This is a genomic window from Salinarimonas sp., from assembly GCF_040111675.1.
Taxonomy (GTDB): domain Bacteria; phylum Pseudomonadota; class Alphaproteobacteria; order Rhizobiales; family Beijerinckiaceae; genus Salinarimonas.
The window spans coordinates 238,551-252,773 of sequence record NZ_CP157794.1; the positions used below are offsets into that span (position 1 = coordinate 238,551).

Here is a 14,223-nt window from a genome sequence, read left to right on the forward strand (position 1 = left end):
CCCGTGAACGCGCGCATCGCCAGCGCCTGCCCCCTCTTCCCGGCGCCGCAGCCCACGGCGACGGCGCAGTGGTATGCGCGGGCGCTGGGGTTCGAGATCGCGCTGGCGCGGGAGGACTACGCCATCGTGCGCCGGGAGGGGGCGGAGATCCACCTCTATCCCTGCGCCGACCGCCACATCGCGGAGAACACCTCCGCCTATCTGCGGGTGCAGGGGATCGACGCCGTCCGGGCCTCCTTCCCCGAGGCGCTCGCGGACGGCGGGCGCATCTCCCCGGTCGCCACCCGCGACTGGGGCATGCGCGAATTCTACGTATGGGATCCGAGCGGGAACCTGATCCGCTTCGGCGAGCCCGCTGCGGACGACCAGAGAGCCGGCTGAGGACGAGCGAGACCATGCCCAAGATCATCGTCGACGACATCGAGGTCGACGTCCCCGCCGAGTACACGCTGCTCCAGGCCTGCGAGGCCGCGGGGGCCGAGATCCCGCGCTTCTGCTTCCACGAGCGGCTGTCCATCGCCGGCAATTGCCGCATGTGCCTGGTCGAGCTCAAGGGCGCGCCGAAGCCCGTCGCGTCCTGCGCCTGGGGCGTGAAGGATTGCCGGCCCGGCCCGAACGGCGAGCCGCCGACGGTCTATACGAAGTCGGCGAGCACCAAGAAGGCGCGCGAGGGGGTGATGGAGTTCCTCCTCATCAACCACCCGCTGGACTGCCCGATCTGCGACCAGGGCGGGGAGTGCGACCTCCAGGACCAGGCGATGGCCTACGGGGTCGACTCGACGCGCTTCCACGAGAACAAGCGCGCGGTCGAGGACAAGTACATCGGCCCGCTGGTGAAGACGTGGATGAATCGCTGCATCCACTGCACCCGCTGCGTGCGCTTCGCCACCGAGGTCGCCGGCGTGCCCGACCTCGGCGCCATCGGCCGTGGCGAGGACATGGAGATCACGACCTATCTCGAGAAGGCGATGGGCTCGGAGCTCCAGTCCTGCGTGGCGGACCTCTGCCCCGTCGGCGCGCTGACCTCGAAGCCCTACGCCTACAACGCCCGCCCCTGGGAGCTGACCAAGACCGAATCGGTCGACGTCATGGACGCGGTCGGCTCCGCCATCCGCGTCGACACCCGCGGGCGCGAGGTGATGCGCATCCTCCCGCGCGTCAACGAGGCGATCAACGAGGAATGGATCACCGACAAGACGCGCCACATCGTCGACGGCCTGCGCCGCCAGCGGCTCGACCGCCCGTATGTGCGCGGCGCCGACGGCCGGCTCGCCCCGGCCTCCTGGAGCGAGGCCTTCGCGGCCATCGCCGGCGCGATGAAGGGCAAGGACCCCTCCCGCATCGGCGCCATCGCCGGCGACCTCGCCGCCGTCGAGGAGATGTGGGCGCTGAAGTCGCTGATGACCGCGCTCGGCTCCCCCAATGTCGATTGCCGCCAGGACGGCGCGGCGCTCGATCCGGCGCTGGGCCGCGCCTCCTACCTGTTCAACCCCACCATCCAGGGGCTGGAGCAGGCGGACGCGATCCTCATCGTCGGCGCGAACCCGCGCATCGAGGCCTCGCTCGTCAACGTGCGCATCCGCAAGCGCTGGCGCATGGGCCCGGTCGCCATCGGCCTCGTCGGCGAGCCGGCGAACCTGACCTACGACGTCGACTATCTCGGCGCCGGCCCGGAGACGCTGCAGGCGCTCGTCGACGGCGAGCATTCATTCGCGGACACGCTGAAAGCGGCCGAGCGGCCGGTGATCATCGTCGGCCAGGGCGCGCTGACGCGGCCCGACGGGCGCGCCGTGCTCTCGCTCGCCGCCAAGGCCGCGCAGGCCTTCGGCGCGGTGAGGGAGGGCTGGAACGGCTTCGCCGTGCTGCACACGGCGGCGGCGCGCGTCGGCGGCCTCGACATCGGCTTCACGCCGGGCGAGGGCGGGAAGTCCGCCCGCGAGATGGCCCAGGCCGGCGCGCTCGACGTGATTTGGCTGCTCGGGGCCGACGAGATCGAGGTGGCTCCCGGAGCCTTCGTGGTCTACCAGGGCACCCACGGCGATCGCGGCGCGCATCGCGCCGACGTGATCCTGCCGGGCGCGGCCTACACCGAGAAGAACGGCACCTACGTCAACACGGAAGGGCGCCCGCAGCCCGGCTTCCGCGCGGCCTTCCCGCCGGGAGACGCCCGTGAGGACTGGGCCATCCTGCGTGCGGTCTCGGACGTCATCGGTGCGCGCCTGCCCTTCGACACGCTCTCGCAGCTGCGCCAGGGGCTCCACGCCGCCCACCCGCATCTCGCGCGGGACGAGCAGGTCGAGCCGGCCGATCCGGCGGCGATCGCGTCGCTCGCCGGCATCGGCGGGGCGGTGGAGAAGGCGCCCTTCGCGAGCCCGATCACGGACTTCTACCTGACGAACCCGATCGCCCGCGCCTCGGCGATCATGGCGGAATGCTCTGCGCTCGCTCAAGGAGCGCGGCAGGAAGCGGCCGAGTGAGGACGGACGTAGGATCATGACCTTCTGGCAAGCCACCCTCGACATCGGCCTCATCGCCCTGGCCAGCCTGACGCTGATGTCGGGGCTGATGATCTACATCGCCTACGTCCTCTACGCCGACCGCAAGATCTGGGCGGCGGTGCAGCTGCGCCGCGGCCCGAACGTGGTCGGCCCCTGGGGCCTGCTGCAGAGCTTCGCGGACTTCCTCAAGTTCGTGCTCAAGGAGCCGGTGATCCCGGCATCGGCGAACAAGGGGCTGTTCCTGCTCGCGCCGCTGGTGCTCGTGTTCCTGGCGCTCTCCGCCTGGGCGGTGATCCCGGTGGACGCCGGCTGGGTGATCGCGGACCTCAACGTCGGCATCCTGTTCATCTTCGCCGTGTCCTCGCTGCAGGTCTACGGCGTGATCATGGCCGGCTGGGCCTCGAACTCGAAATACGCCTTCCTCGGCGCGCTCCGGTCGGCGGCGCAGATGATCTCCTACGAGGTCTCGATCGGCTTCGTGATCATCACGGTGCTGCTGTGCGTCGGCTCGCTGAACCTCACCGCGATCGTCGAATCGCAGAACTCGGAATGGGGCATCTTCGGCTGGTACTGGCTGTGGCTCTTCCCGATGTTCGTGATCTTCCTGATCTCGGCGCTCGCGGAGACGAACCGCCCGCCCTTCGACCTCCCGGAGGCCGAATCGGAGCTCGTGGCCGGGTTCATGGTGGAGTACTCCTCCACGCCGTACCTGCTGTTCATGCTCGGCGAGTACGTGGCCATCATGACCATGTGCGCGCTGATGACGATCATGTTCCTGGGCGGCTGGCTGCCTCCGTTCCCGGTGGCGCCCTTCACCTGGGTGCCGGGGATCGTCTGGTTCGTGCTCAAGGTGTCGTTCGTCTTCTTCCTCTTCGCGATGGTGAAGGCGTTCGTGCCGCGCTACCGCTACGACCAGCTGATGCGGCTGGGCTGGAAGGTGTTCCTGCCCCTGTCGCTGGCGGCCGTGGTGATCGTGGCCTTCGTGCTCAAGCTCACCGGGCTCGCCCCGGGAATGGGCGCGTGAGGCGATGGCGTGGCTGTCCCCGGCCGGGCTGATCGGGGCCTTCATCGGCCTCGTCATCGGCTGGGTGGACTACAGGATCGTCGCCGGCGTCGTGGAAGGCCGGCTGCGCCGTCTCGACAAGAGCGAGACGGCGGCGGACAAGGCGGATTTCGAGCGCCGCATCAAGCTGATGCGCGTGCTTCTCCTCGCCGCGACCGTGGTGGCCTTCCCCGTCATCGGCTATTTCGCCGGGCGCGCGCTCGGCGGCTGAGGCACATACGAGAGGACCTCGAGAGGAGGTTTCGCCATGAGGCTCGACCAGAGCGCCAAGTCGCTGTTCCTGAAGGAGTTCGCGTCCGCCTTCGTGCTGTCGCTGCGCTACTTCTTCAAGCCGAAGGCGACGCTGAACTATCCCTTCGAGATGAACCCGCGCTCGCCCCGCTTCCGTGGCGAGCACGCGCTGCGCCGCTATCCCAACGGCGAGGAGCGCTGCATCGCCTGCAAGCTCTGCGAGGCGGTGTGCCCGGCCCAGGCCATCACCATCGAGGCCGGCCCGCGCCGCAACGATGGCACGCGACGCACGACGCGCTACGACATCGACATGGTGAAGTGCATCTATTGCGGCTTCTGCGCCGAGGCCTGCCCGGTGGACGCCATCGTCGAGGGGCCCGGCATGGAATTCTCGGTGGAGACGCGCGAGGAGCTCTACTACGACAAGCAGAAGCTCCTCGAGAACGGCGAGCGCTACGAGCGCGCCATCGCCAAGAACATCGCGCTGGACGCGCCTTACCGCTGAGGACCGATGCGGATACGGCGCGCATCGGGTTGTGCGCCCCGGACCGCGGGTCTATAGACACGACCGCCCGGGCCCCTCCGGGCGGCTTTCCCTGAGAGGCCTTACCGCGACGCCCGGCCACCCGGCGGCGTCCCCCGCAGACGGGCTTCGAGCGAGCGAGCATGAGCGTCACGGCTGCCTTCTTCTATCTCTTCGCCGGCATCACGGTGGCCTCGGCCTTCCTCGTGATCGCCTCCAGGAATCCCGTGCACTCGGTGCTGTTCCTGATCCTCGCCTTCGTCAACGCGGCGGGCCTGTTCCTGCTGCTCGGGGCGGAGTTCCTGGCGATGATCCTGATCGTCGTCTATGTCGGCGCGGTCGCGGTCTTGTTCCTGTTCGTGATCATGCTGCTCGACATCGACTTCGCCAGCCTGCGCCAGGGCGTGCTGCAATACCTGCCCATCGGCGCGACGGTGGGCGTGATCTTCCTCGTCGAGCTGATCCTGGTGGTGACCACCTACACGGTCGACCCGGCGCTGCTCGCCGCCGAGCCGGTCGTCGGCGAGACCCCCGTGATGACGAACACCGCCGCGCTCGGCTCGGTGCTCTACACCCGCTACGTCTACTTCTTCCAGCTGGCCGGGCTGATCCTGCTCGTCGCCATGATCGGCGCCATCGTCCTGACCCTGCGCGAGCGGGTGGGCGTCAAGCGCCAGGACGCCGTCGCCCAGGGCCTGCGCACCAAGGAGACCTCCATCGAGGTCGTCAAGGTGCGCTCGCGGGAAGGCGTGTGAGGAGCGCGAAGGACATCATGATCGGCCTGACCCACTTCCTCACCGTCGCCGCGATCCTGTTCACGCTCGGCGTGGTCGGGATCTTCCTCAATCGGCGCAACGTGATCATCATCCTGATGTCCGTCGAGCTGATCCTGCTCGCGGTGAACATCAACCTCGTCGCCTTCTCCGCCTTCCTGAACGACATCGTGGGCCAGGTCTTCGCGCTGTTCGTGCTCACGGTGGCGGCGGCGGAGGCCGCGATCGGCCTCGCCATCCTGGTCATCTTCTTCCGGAACCGCGGCTCCATCGCGGTGGAAGACATCAACGCGATGAAGGGCTGAAGGCCGCGCCATGTATCAAGCGATCGTCTTCCTGCCGCTGCTCGGGTTCCTGATCGCCGGCGTCTTCGGCCGGATCATCGGCGCGCGCCCGAGCGAGATCGTCACGACCGCGCTGCTCGCGGTCTCGGGGCTGCTGTCCTGGGTCGCCTTCTTCGACGTGGCGCTCGGCGAGGGGCCGGAGGTGTTCCGCGTCCAGGTCGCCACCTGGATGATGTCGGGCGATCTCGCGGTGGACTGGGCCTTCCGCATCGACACGCTGACCGTGGTGATGCTGGTCGTCGTCAACACCGTGTCGTTCCTCGTGCACCTCTACTCCATCGGCTACATGCACGAGGACCCGTCGCGGCCGCGGTTCTTCGCCTACCTGTCGCTGTTCACGTTCGCCATGCTCATGCTGGTGACGTCGGACAACCTCGTCCAGATGTTCTTCGGCTGGGAGGGCGTCGGCCTCGCCTCCTACCTGCTGATCGGCTTCTGGTACCAGAAGCCCTCGGCCAACGCGGCTGCGATCAAGGCCTTCGTCGTCAACCGCGTCGGCGATTTCGGCTTCGCGCTCGGCATCTTCGCCGTGTTCTTCCTGTTCGGCTCGGTGCAGTTCGAGACGATCTTCGCGCAGATCCCGGACTTCGCGGCGGGCGAGGGGGCGATCACCTTCCTCGGCCTGACCAATGTCGGCGCGCTCGAGCTCGCGGCGCTGCTCCTGTTCATGGGCGCCATGGGCAAGTCGGCGCAGTTCCTGCTGCACACCTGGCTGCCGGACGCGATGGAGGGCCCGACCCCGGTCTCCGCGCTGATCCACGCCGCCACCATGGTCACCGCCGGCGTCTTCCTCGTGGCGCGCATGTCGCCGCTCTACGAGTTCACGCCGATCGCGCTCACCGTGGTCACCTCCATCGGCGCGCTCACCGCCTTCTTCGCGGCGACCGTCGGTCTCGTGCAGAACGACATCAAGCGCGTCATCGCCTACTCGACCTGCTCGCAGCTCGGCTACATGTTCGTCGCGCTCGGCATCGGGGCCTACGGCGCGGGCATCTTCCACCTGTTCACGCACGCCTTCTTCAAGGCGCTGCTCTTCCTCGGCGCCGGCTCCGTCATCCATGCGCTGCATCACGAGCAGGACCTGCGCAACATGGGCGGGCTTCGCCGCCACATCCCGTTCACCGCGGCGATGATGGCGATCGGCACGCTGGCCTTGACCGGTTTCCCCTTCACCGCCGGCTACTACTCCAAGGACGCGATCATCGAGGCCGCCTACGCCTCGCCGACGACCGCCGGCGACATCGCCTTCGTCGCCACCGTGATCGCGGCGCTGATGACCTCGTTCTATTCCTGGCGCCTGTTCTTCCTCGCCTTCGAGGGCGCGCCGCGCTGGGCGGGCGGGCACGACGCGGTTCACGCGTCGCATGGCCACGACGACCACGAGGGCGTCGCCCACGGCGCCCACGACCAGGATCTCGAGCCGGCCTCCGCCGCCCCGCACGAGCATCACGGACACGCCCATACGCCGCACGAGAGCCCGCTCGTCATGACGATCCCGCTCGGCGTGCTCGCCGTCGGCGCCGTCGCGGCCGGCTTCCTGTTCAAGGAGAGCTTCGTGGGGCACGACTGGTCGCACTTCTGGGAGGGCGCGATCTACACCCGCGAGGGCAACACGATCATGGACGACTTCCACTACGTCCCGGCCTGGGTCGTGTGGTCGCCCTTCGTGATGATGGTGCTGGGCTTCGCGCTGGCCTTCTGGATGTACGTCCGCGACCGTTCGGTGCCGGTGCGCCTCGCCGCCCGCCACCCGGTGATCTACCGCTTCCTGCTCAACAAGTGGTACGTCGACGAGCTCTACGACATGCTCTTCGTGCGTCCCGCCAAGCGCCTCGGCCGCTTCCTGTGGCGCACCGGCGACGGCAAGGTGATCGACGGGCTCGGGCCGGACGGCGTCTCCGCCCGGGTGTTGGACGCGACCTCGTGGGTCGTGCGGCTGCAGACCGGCTACATCTACCACTACGCGTTCGTCATGATGATCGGCGTCGCCGCGCTGGTCACCTGGTACCTCGTCACGGGAGCCCGTTGATGTTCGGCTTCGGCATACTCTTCGGGCTCCTCGTCCTGCCGCTGATCGGCGCGGCCTTCATCCTGGTCCAGCGCGGCGAGGACGAGGCGACGATCGGCAACGTGCGCTGGGCGGCTCTGGCGACCACGATCGTCACCTTCCTGCTCGCGCTCGTCGCCTGGGCGCGCTTCGACACGGGCGTCTCCGACTTCCAGCTGGTCGAGACCCACGCCTGGATCTCCGAGGAGATCGCGTTCAAGCTCGGCGTCGACGGCTTCTCGATGCCGTTCGTGCTGCTCACCGCCTTCCTGATGCCGTTCTGCATCCTCGCCTCGTGGGAGACGATCACGAAGCGGGTGAAGGAGTACATGGTCGCGTTCCTGGTGCTCGAGACGCTGATGATCGGCGTGTTCGTGTCCCTCGACCTGTTCCTGTTCTACATCTTCTTCGAAGGCGTCCTGATCCCGATGTTCCTCATCATCGGCGTCTGGGGCGGCAAGAGGCGCATCTACGCCTCGTTCAAGTTCTTCCTCTACACGCTGCTCGGCTCCGTCCTGATGCTCATCGCCATGATCGCGATGTACTGGACGGCGGGCACCTCGGACATCGAGCGCCTGCTCGCCTTCGGCTTCGACCCGTCCCTGCAATGGTGGCTGTGGCTCGCCTTCTTCGCCTCCTTCGCGGTGAAGATGCCGATGTGGCCGGTTCACACCTGGCTGCCGGACGCGCACGTCGAGGCGCCGACCGCGGGCTCGGTGATCCTGGCCGGCATCCTGCTGAAGATGGGCGGCTACGGCTTCGTGCGCTTCTCGCTGCCGATGTTCCCCGACGCGTCGGTGGAGTTCGCGCCGCTCGTGTTCACGCTCTCGGTCATCGCGATCGTCTACACCTCGCTGGTCGCGCTGATGCAGGAGGACATGAAGAAGCTCATCGCCTACTCGTCGGTGGCGCATATGGGCTTCGTCACGATGGGCCTGTTCACGATGACCCCGCAGGGCATCGAGGGGGCCATGTTCCAGATGGTCTCGCACGGGCTGATCTCGGGCGCGCTGTTCCTGTGCGTCGGCGTGATCTACGACCGCATGCACACCCGCGAGATCGCCGCCTTCGGCGGGCTGACGAACCGCATGCCGCTCTACGCGGTGGCGTTCCTCACCTTCACCATGGCGAATGTCGGCCTTCCCGGCACGTCGGGCTTCGTCGGCGAGTTCCTGACCATGCTCGGCGCCTTCCGCGCCAATTTCTGGGTCGCGTTCTTCGCCGCCTTCGGCGTCATCCTCTCGGCGGCCTACGCGCTGTGGCTCTATTGGCGGGTGATGAACGGCCCGCTGGAGAAGCCGGCGCTCGCCGCGATCCCGGATCTCAATCGCCGCGAGATCCTGATGCTCGCGCCGCTCGCGATCCTCGTCATCTATTACGGCGTCCAGCCGCAGCCGATCCTCGACGCCTTCGCGGCGCCGACGGAGGCGGTCCTGCGGGCGGCGGCGCCCGCGCTCGAGGGGGCGGCCACCGCCCTCGCCGGCGCGCAGTGAGGACCTGACATGCTGCCCGAATCGACCGTCCCGCTCCCGGTCTTCCCCGTTCCCGCGCTCGGCCCGGCCCTGCCGGAGATCGTGCTCGCGGCGGGCGCGCTCGTCCTCGTCCTCGTCGGCGCCATCCGCGGCGAGCGCTCGACCGGCATCGTCTCCGCCGGCGCGGTGGGGCTGATGCTGGTGGCGCTCGCGCTGGTGTTCTTCGCCCCCGCGGGCACCCAGACGACCTTCTTCGGCGCCTTCGTCGACGACGCCTTCGCGCGCTTCTTCAAGGTGCTGGTGCTGATCGGCTCGATCGTGGCGCTGCTGATGGCGCACGACCACTTCAGGCGCCTTCGCATCGACCGGTTCGAGTATCCTCTGCTGATCGTGCTCGCCACGATCGGCATGATGGTGATGGTCTCCGCCAACGACCTGATCGCCGTCTATATGGGGCTCGAGCTGCAGTCGCTCGCCGCCTACGTCATCGCCTCGATCCACCGCGACGACGCCAAGTCCACCGAGGCCGGCCTGAAGTACTTCGTGCTCGGTGCGCTCTCGTCCGGCATGCTGCTCTACGGCGCGTCGCTGGTCTACGGCTTCACGGGAACGGTGTCCTTCGAGGGCATCCAGCTCGCCCTGGCCGGTGGCGCCTCGACGGGCGCGATCTTCGGCCTCGTCTTCGTGGCCGCCGGTCTCGCCTTCAAGATCTCCGCCGTGCCCTTCCACATGTGGACGCCGGACGTCTACGAGGGGGCGCCGACGCCGGTGACGGCGTTCTTCGCCTCCGCGCCGAAGATGGCGGCGATGGCGCTCGCGGTTCGGGTGTTCATGGACGCCTTCCCGACCATCGTCGAGGAGTGGCGCCAGATCGTGGTGTTCATCTCGCTCGCCTCCGTGATCCTCGGCTCCTTCGCCGCGATCGGCCAGACGAACCTCAAGCGCCTGATGGCCTATTCCTCCATCGGCAATATCGGCTTCGCGCTGGTCGGCCTCGCCGCCGGCACCGAGACCGGCGTGCAGGCCGTCTTGATCTACATGGCGATCTATCTCGTGCTCACGCTGGGCGGCTTCGCGGCGATCCTCGGCATGCGCCGCGGCGGCGTGGTGCTGGAGGACATCAAGGACCTGGCCGGCGTCTACCGCCACCATCCGGGGCTCGCCTTCTGCCTCGCCGCCGTGGTGCTCTCGCTCGCCGGCATCCCGCCGCTCGCCGGCTTCTTCGCCAAGCTCTACGTCTTCCTCGCCGCCGTCGAGGCGGGGCTGATCTGGCTCGCCGTGATCGCCGTCGTCGCCAGCGTGCCGGGGGCGTTCTACTACCTGCGCATCGTCAAGACGATCTACTTCGACGAGCCGGTCGCGGCCTACGACCCGATGCCGGCGCCGATCGGCGGGGTGATGATCGCATCCAGCGTCTTCAACGTGGTCTTCTGGCTCGTGCCCGCCCCGCTGTTCGCGGCGGCGCTGATCGCGGCCCGGTCGCTGTTCTGAGACCGGTGGAGCTCTCGCCGCACGCCCGCGCCCTCGGCTATCGGCTCGACGCGCGCGCCGTCACCGGGTCGACCAACGACGACGCCGGTGCGGCGCTGCGGGCCGGCGATCCGGGCCGGCTCTGGATCGTCGCCGCGCGCCAGGAGACGGGGCGGGGGCGGCTCGGGCGCTCCTGGACCTCGCCGGAGGGGAACCTCTACGCCACGCTGGCGCTGCGCGACCCGTGCCCCATGCGCGAGGCGCCGCAGCTCGGCTATCTCGCCGGCCTCGCCCTTCTCGACGCCGCCCGCGCGCTCGCGCCCGACGCGGCGGCGCCGCGGCTGAAGCTGAAATGGCCGAACGATCTGCTCCTCGACGGCGCCAAGATCTCGGGGATCCTGCTCGACGGCGTCGGCCTCCCGGGCGGGGGCGGCGGTCTCGTGATAGGCTTGGGCGTCAACGTGGCCTGGGCTCCCGAGGGCGCGCCCTATCCGGTGGCGCGCCTGACGGACGTCGCCCCGGGCGCGACGCGCGAGAGGCTGTTCCTCGCGCTCTCGGACGCGATGGCCGAGCGCCTCGCGGCGTTCGAGGCGGCGGACCCGAAGACGCGGTTCGCGCGTCTACGTGAGGACTGGCTGCGCGAGGCCGCGGGCCTCGACGGCGGCGCGCGCGTGCGCGTCGGAGACGGATTCAAGTACGGGCGGGTGGCCGGCCTCGACGCGCAAGGCCGCCTCCTGCTCGAGACCGAGACCGGCGTCGAGACCATCGACGCCGGCGACCTGACGATCTTGTCCCGTGAGACGAGCGAATGACGGGGTTCGCACGACGATTATCGAACGAAAAGGTGAAGACCGAACATGGCTGACAGAAACGACGAGCTCGTCTTCCTGCCCCTCGGCGGGCTGGGCGAGATCGGCATGAACGCGGCGCTCTACGGCTACGGGCCGGAGAACGACCGCCGATTCGTCCTGGTCGATTGCGGATTGAGCTTCGCGGGCGAGGAGGCGCCGGGCGTCGACCTCGTCCTGCCCGACCTCTCCTACATCGAGCAGCGCAAGAAGCGCCTCTCGGCGATCTTCATCACCCACGCGCACGAGGACCACATCGGCGCGCTGATCGAGATGTGGCCGCGCCTGCAGGTGCCGGTCTACATGACCCGCTTCGCCGCGGGCCTGCTCGAGGCGCGCCGCCTCGGCGAGCCGGGCGCCCCGAAGATCGACATCCGGGTGATCGAGCCGCGCAAGCGGATCGAGGCGGGGCCGTTCTCGGTGGAATACGTGCCCGTGGCGCATTCGATCCCCGAATCGCACGCGCTCGCCATCCGCTCGCCGGCGGGTCTCGTCGTCCATACCGGCGACTGGAAGATCGACGCGACGCCCACCGCCGGGGACATCACCGACGAGGCCGATTTCCGCCGCCTCGGCGAGGAGGGCGTCCTCGCCGCGATCTCCGATTCCACCAACGTCCTGCGCGAGGGCGTCAGCCCCAGCGAGCGCGACGTGGCGGACGGGATCGCCGAGGTGATCCGCAACTCGCCCTACCGCGTCGCGGTCACCACCTTCGCCTCCAACGTGGCGCGCCTGCGCGCGGTGGCGATGGCGGCGGAGGAGACCGGGCGCGAGGTGATCGTCGTCGGCCGCGCCATGGAGCGCGTCGTCAACGTCGCCCGCGAGCTCGGCTATCTCGACGGCGTCAAGCCGTTCCGCTCGGCCGACGCCTTCCAGTACCTGCAGCGCGACAAGGTGGTGGCGATCATCACCGGCTCGCAGGGCGAGCCCCGCGCGGCGCTCGCGCGCATCGCCCGCGACGAGCACCCGACCCTGTCGCTCGCCGCCGGCGACCGCGTGGTGTTCTCCTCGCGCCAGATCCCCGGCAACGAGAAGGCCATCGGCGACATCATGAACCGCCTGGCCGAGCGCGGCATCGAGATCGTCACCGACGCCGACGGGCTCGTCCACGTCTCCGGCCATCCGCGCCGCGGCGAGATGCGGATGATGTACGAGTGGCTCAAGCCCGCCTGCGTCGTGCCCGCCCACGGCGAGGCCGTGCACATCGCCGAGCACGCCCGCTTCGCCCGCACCTGCGGCGTGCCGCACGCCGTCGTCGCCAAGGACGGCGCCATGGTGCGCCTCGCGCCGGGCAAGCCCGAGGTGATCGACCACGTCAAGGTCGGGCGGCTCTACAAGGACGGCGAGATCGTCGTCGACGAGGGCGACCGCGCCATCCCCGAGCGCCGCAAGCTCGCCGCCGCCGGCATCGTCACCATCGCCATCGCCATCGACGACCGCGGCGAGATCCAGGGCGACCCGGCGGTCGACGTCATGGGCCTGCCGCTCAAGACCCGCGCCGGCGAGGAGCTGATCGACGTCGTCGCCGACGCCGTCGGGCGCACCCTCGACGGGCTGCCCCGGGGCAAGCGCCGCGACAGCGACTTCGTCGAGACCGCCGTCGCCCGCGCCGTGCGCGCGGCGGTGAACGGGCAATGGGGCAAAAAGCCCGCGTGCCACGTCCTCGTGGTCGAGGTATGAGGAACGGGTCGAGCTGAACGGGAGGGGTGAACGCGATGATCGGTCGGTTGAACCACGTGGCGATCGCGGTGCGCGACATCGCCGAGGCGAGCGCGGTCTACCGCGACACGCTCGGCGCGGAGGTCTCCGCGCCGGTGGCGCAGCACGAGCACGGCGTCACCACCGTGTTCATCACCCTGCCGAACACCAAGATCGAGCTGCTCGAGCCCCTGGGCGAGGGCTCGCCCATCGCGAACTTCCTCGACCGCAACGCGGACGGCGGCGTCCACCACGTCTGCTACGAGGTGGAGGACATCATCGCCGCCCGCGACAAGCTGGTCGCGGACGGCGCGCGGGTGCTCGGCGGCGGCGAGCCGAAGATCGGGGCCCACGGCAAGCCGGTGCTGTTCCTGCACCCGAAGGACTTCTGCGGCACCCTCGTCGAGCTGGAGCAGGCCTGATCGTCATGCGCTCCCCCGCCGACACCGTGAAGCTGCTGGCGACCTCGCTGCCCGCCGCCGTGACCGTCATCGTCGCGCTGATCGCGCTCGCGGTCGCGCTCGGCATGATCCTGTTCGGGACGGGCATCGCCGGCGCGCTCGCCTTCTATTTCGTCGTCTGGTGGATCATGCTCTTCGCCGTGCTGCCCTTCGGCGTGCGCAGCCAGCACGAATCCGACGACATGACCCCCGGCACCGAGCCCGGCGCGCCGGTCTCCCCCGCCCTCGTCGAGAAGGCGATCTGGACGACGATGGTGGCGGGCGTGGTGTTCCTCATCGCCCTGGCGCTGCTGCCGTTCGCGGGCCTCGCCTGACCGCCGGAAGCCCCTCCCATGGCCGACGCCGCGCCCGCCCATGTGAAGACGCTCTACGACGCCATCGGCGGCGCGCCGGCGGTCGCGGCGTTCACGGCGCGGTTCTACGAGCTGATGGACACGCTGCCCGAGGCGAAGGCCTGCCGGGACGTGCATCCGCCCTCCCTCGACGAGAGCCGGGAGAAGCTCGCGCTCTACCTCACGGGCTGGCTCGGCGGCCCGCCGGTCTACGTCGAGCGCCACGGCCCGCCGATGCTGCGCCGCCGCCACCTGCACGCGCCGATCGCCACGGCGGAGATCGAGGGCTGGCTCGCCTGCTTCGAGCGCGCCTGGGCCGAGACCGTCGCCGACCGGCGGCTCGACGAGGCGATCATGCCGAAGGTGCGGGCGCTCGCCTGGCACATGCGCAACCGCGAGGGGTGAGCGCGCGGCGCTTCGCCGTCCCGAGGGCGTCCGGCTGATGCGGGCGGATCGGTGCTGC

15 protein-coding genes are annotated in these 14,223 nt (G+C 69.4%); all 15 read left to right on the forward strand.

The genetic code is table 11. The features are described from left to right. The first annotated feature begins 3 nt into the window (after window positions 1-3). The 15 genes from ABL310_RS01100 to ABL310_RS01170 all read left to right on the forward strand — a co-directional run bounded on the left by ABL310_RS01100 (window position 4) and on the right by ABL310_RS01170 (window position 14,165). A complete protein-coding gene (locus ABL310_RS01100; RefSeq protein ID WP_349369878.1) occupies window positions 4-381 on the forward strand; it encodes a VOC family protein in 378 nt (125 codons plus the stop codon). Window positions 382-395: 14 nt separating this feature from the next. Next, window positions 396-2,477, forward strand: a complete 2,082-nt coding sequence (nuoG, locus tag ABL310_RS01105; protein WP_349369879.1) for an NADH-quinone oxidoreductase subunit NuoG — start codon at window positions 396-398, stop codon at window positions 2,475-2,477. Between the two features lie 16 nt (window positions 2,478-2,493). Continuing rightward, entirely contained in the window at window positions 2,494-3,522 is a 1,029-nt protein-coding gene (nuoH, locus tag ABL310_RS01110) for an NADH-quinone oxidoreductase subunit NuoH (protein ID WP_349369880.1), read from the forward strand. Between the two features lie 4 nt (window positions 3,523-3,526). Beyond that, complete coding sequence (locus ABL310_RS01115) at window positions 3,527-3,772, forward strand: hypothetical protein (RefSeq protein ID WP_349369881.1); 246 nt, start codon at window positions 3,527-3,529, stop codon at window positions 3,770-3,772. Between the two features lie 36 nt (window positions 3,773-3,808). Continuing rightward, window positions 3,809-4,297 carry an NADH-quinone oxidoreductase subunit NuoI gene (gene nuoI / locus ABL310_RS01120; RefSeq protein ID WP_349369882.1) on the forward strand — a complete coding sequence of 163 codons (489 nt, stop codon included), beginning with the start codon at window positions 3,809-3,811 and terminating at the stop codon, window positions 4,295-4,297. Window positions 4,298-4,458: 161 nt separating this feature from the next. Then, window positions 4,459-5,070: an NADH-quinone oxidoreductase subunit J gene (locus ABL310_RS01125; RefSeq protein ID WP_349369883.1), complete on the forward strand. Its 612-nt coding sequence runs from the start codon at window positions 4,459-4,461 to the stop codon at window positions 5,068-5,070. Between the two features lie 14 nt (window positions 5,071-5,084). Beyond that, window positions 5,085-5,393 (forward strand): NADH-quinone oxidoreductase subunit NuoK, encoded by a 309-nt coding sequence (nuoK, locus tag ABL310_RS01130; protein WP_349372137.1) that lies wholly within the window; start codon window positions 5,085-5,087, stop codon window positions 5,391-5,393. A gap of 10 nt (window positions 5,394-5,403) precedes the next feature. Further along, complete coding sequence (nuoL, locus tag ABL310_RS01135; RefSeq protein WP_349369884.1) at window positions 5,404-7,461, forward strand: NADH-quinone oxidoreductase subunit L; 2,058 nt, start codon at window positions 5,404-5,406, stop codon at window positions 7,459-7,461. Beyond that, window positions 7,461-8,972 carry an NADH-quinone oxidoreductase subunit M gene (locus tag ABL310_RS01140; RefSeq protein WP_349369885.1) on the forward strand — a complete coding sequence of 504 codons (1,512 nt, stop codon included), beginning with the start codon at window positions 7,461-7,463 and terminating at the stop codon, window positions 8,970-8,972. The genes nuoL and ABL310_RS01140 overlap by 1 nt, the downstream gene beginning before the upstream one ends. 9 nt (window positions 8,973-8,981) lie before the next feature. Next, window positions 8,982-10,442, forward strand: a complete 1,461-nt coding sequence (gene nuoN, locus ABL310_RS01145; RefSeq protein WP_349369886.1) for an NADH-quinone oxidoreductase subunit NuoN — start codon at window positions 8,982-8,984, stop codon at window positions 10,440-10,442. Window positions 10,443-10,447: 5 nt separating this feature from the next. Then, on the forward strand, window positions 10,448-11,233 hold the full coding sequence (locus tag ABL310_RS01150) for a biotin--[acetyl-CoA-carboxylase] ligase (protein ID WP_349369887.1): 786 nt from the start codon (window positions 10,448-10,450) through the stop codon (window positions 11,231-11,233). A gap of 45 nt (window positions 11,234-11,278) precedes the next feature. Continuing rightward, a complete protein-coding gene (locus ABL310_RS01155) occupies window positions 11,279-12,949 on the forward strand; it encodes a ribonuclease J (RefSeq protein WP_349369888.1) in 1,671 nt (556 codons plus the stop codon). A gap of 35 nt (window positions 12,950-12,984) precedes the next feature. Beyond that, window positions 12,985-13,389: a methylmalonyl-CoA epimerase gene (gene mce, locus ABL310_RS01160; RefSeq protein ID WP_349369889.1), complete on the forward strand. Its 405-nt coding sequence runs from the start codon at window positions 12,985-12,987 to the stop codon at window positions 13,387-13,389. 5 nt (window positions 13,390-13,394) lie between these two features. Continuing rightward, entirely contained in the window at window positions 13,395-13,742 is a 348-nt protein-coding gene (locus ABL310_RS01165; protein ID WP_349369890.1) for a DUF1467 family protein, read from the forward strand. A gap of 18 nt (window positions 13,743-13,760) precedes the next feature. Beyond that, window positions 13,761-14,165 (forward strand): group II truncated hemoglobin, encoded by a 405-nt coding sequence (locus ABL310_RS01170; RefSeq protein WP_349369891.1) that lies wholly within the window; start codon window positions 13,761-13,763, stop codon window positions 14,163-14,165. The last annotated feature ends 58 nt before the right edge of the window (window positions 14,166-14,223 follow it).

Bases quoted from the DNA above. Each gene is read 5' to 3' on its own strand.
- nuoH (WP_349369880.1), top strand. From the start codon at position 2,494: ATGACCTTCTGGCAAGCCACCCTCGACATCGGCCTCATCGCCCTGGCC.
- ABL310_RS01125 (WP_349369883.1), top strand. From the start codon at position 4,459: ATGAGCGTCACGGCTGCCTTCTTCTATCTCTTCGCCGGCATCACGGTG.
- ABL310_RS01140 (WP_349369885.1), top strand. From the start codon at position 7,461: ATGTTCGGCTTCGGCATACTCTTCGGGCTCCTCGTCCTGCCGCTGATC.
- nuoG (WP_349369879.1), top strand. From the start codon at position 396: ATGCCCAAGATCATCGTCGACGACATCGAGGTCGACGTCCCCGCCGAG.
- nuoN (WP_349369886.1), top strand. From the start codon at position 8,982: ATGCTGCCCGAATCGACCGTCCCGCTCCCGGTCTTCCCCGTTCCCGCG.
- ABL310_RS01155 (WP_349369888.1), top strand. From the start codon at position 11,279: ATGGCTGACAGAAACGACGAGCTCGTCTTCCTGCCCCTCGGCGGGCTG.
- mce (WP_349369889.1), top strand. From the start codon at position 12,985: ATGATCGGTCGGTTGAACCACGTGGCGATCGCGGTGCGCGACATCGCC.
- nuoI (WP_349369882.1), top strand. From the start codon at position 3,809: ATGAGGCTCGACCAGAGCGCCAAGTCGCTGTTCCTGAAGGAGTTCGCG.
- nuoL (WP_349369884.1), top strand. From the start codon at position 5,404: ATGTATCAAGCGATCGTCTTCCTGCCGCTGCTCGGGTTCCTGATCGCC.
- ABL310_RS01170 (WP_349369891.1), top strand. From the start codon at position 13,761: ATGGCCGACGCCGCGCCCGCCCATGTGAAGACGCTCTACGACGCCATC.
- ABL310_RS01165 (WP_349369890.1), top strand. From the start codon at position 13,395: ATGCGCTCCCCCGCCGACACCGTGAAGCTGCTGGCGACCTCGCTGCCC.
- ABL310_RS01115 (WP_349369881.1), top strand. From the start codon at position 3,527: ATGGCGTGGCTGTCCCCGGCCGGGCTGATCGGGGCCTTCATCGGCCTC.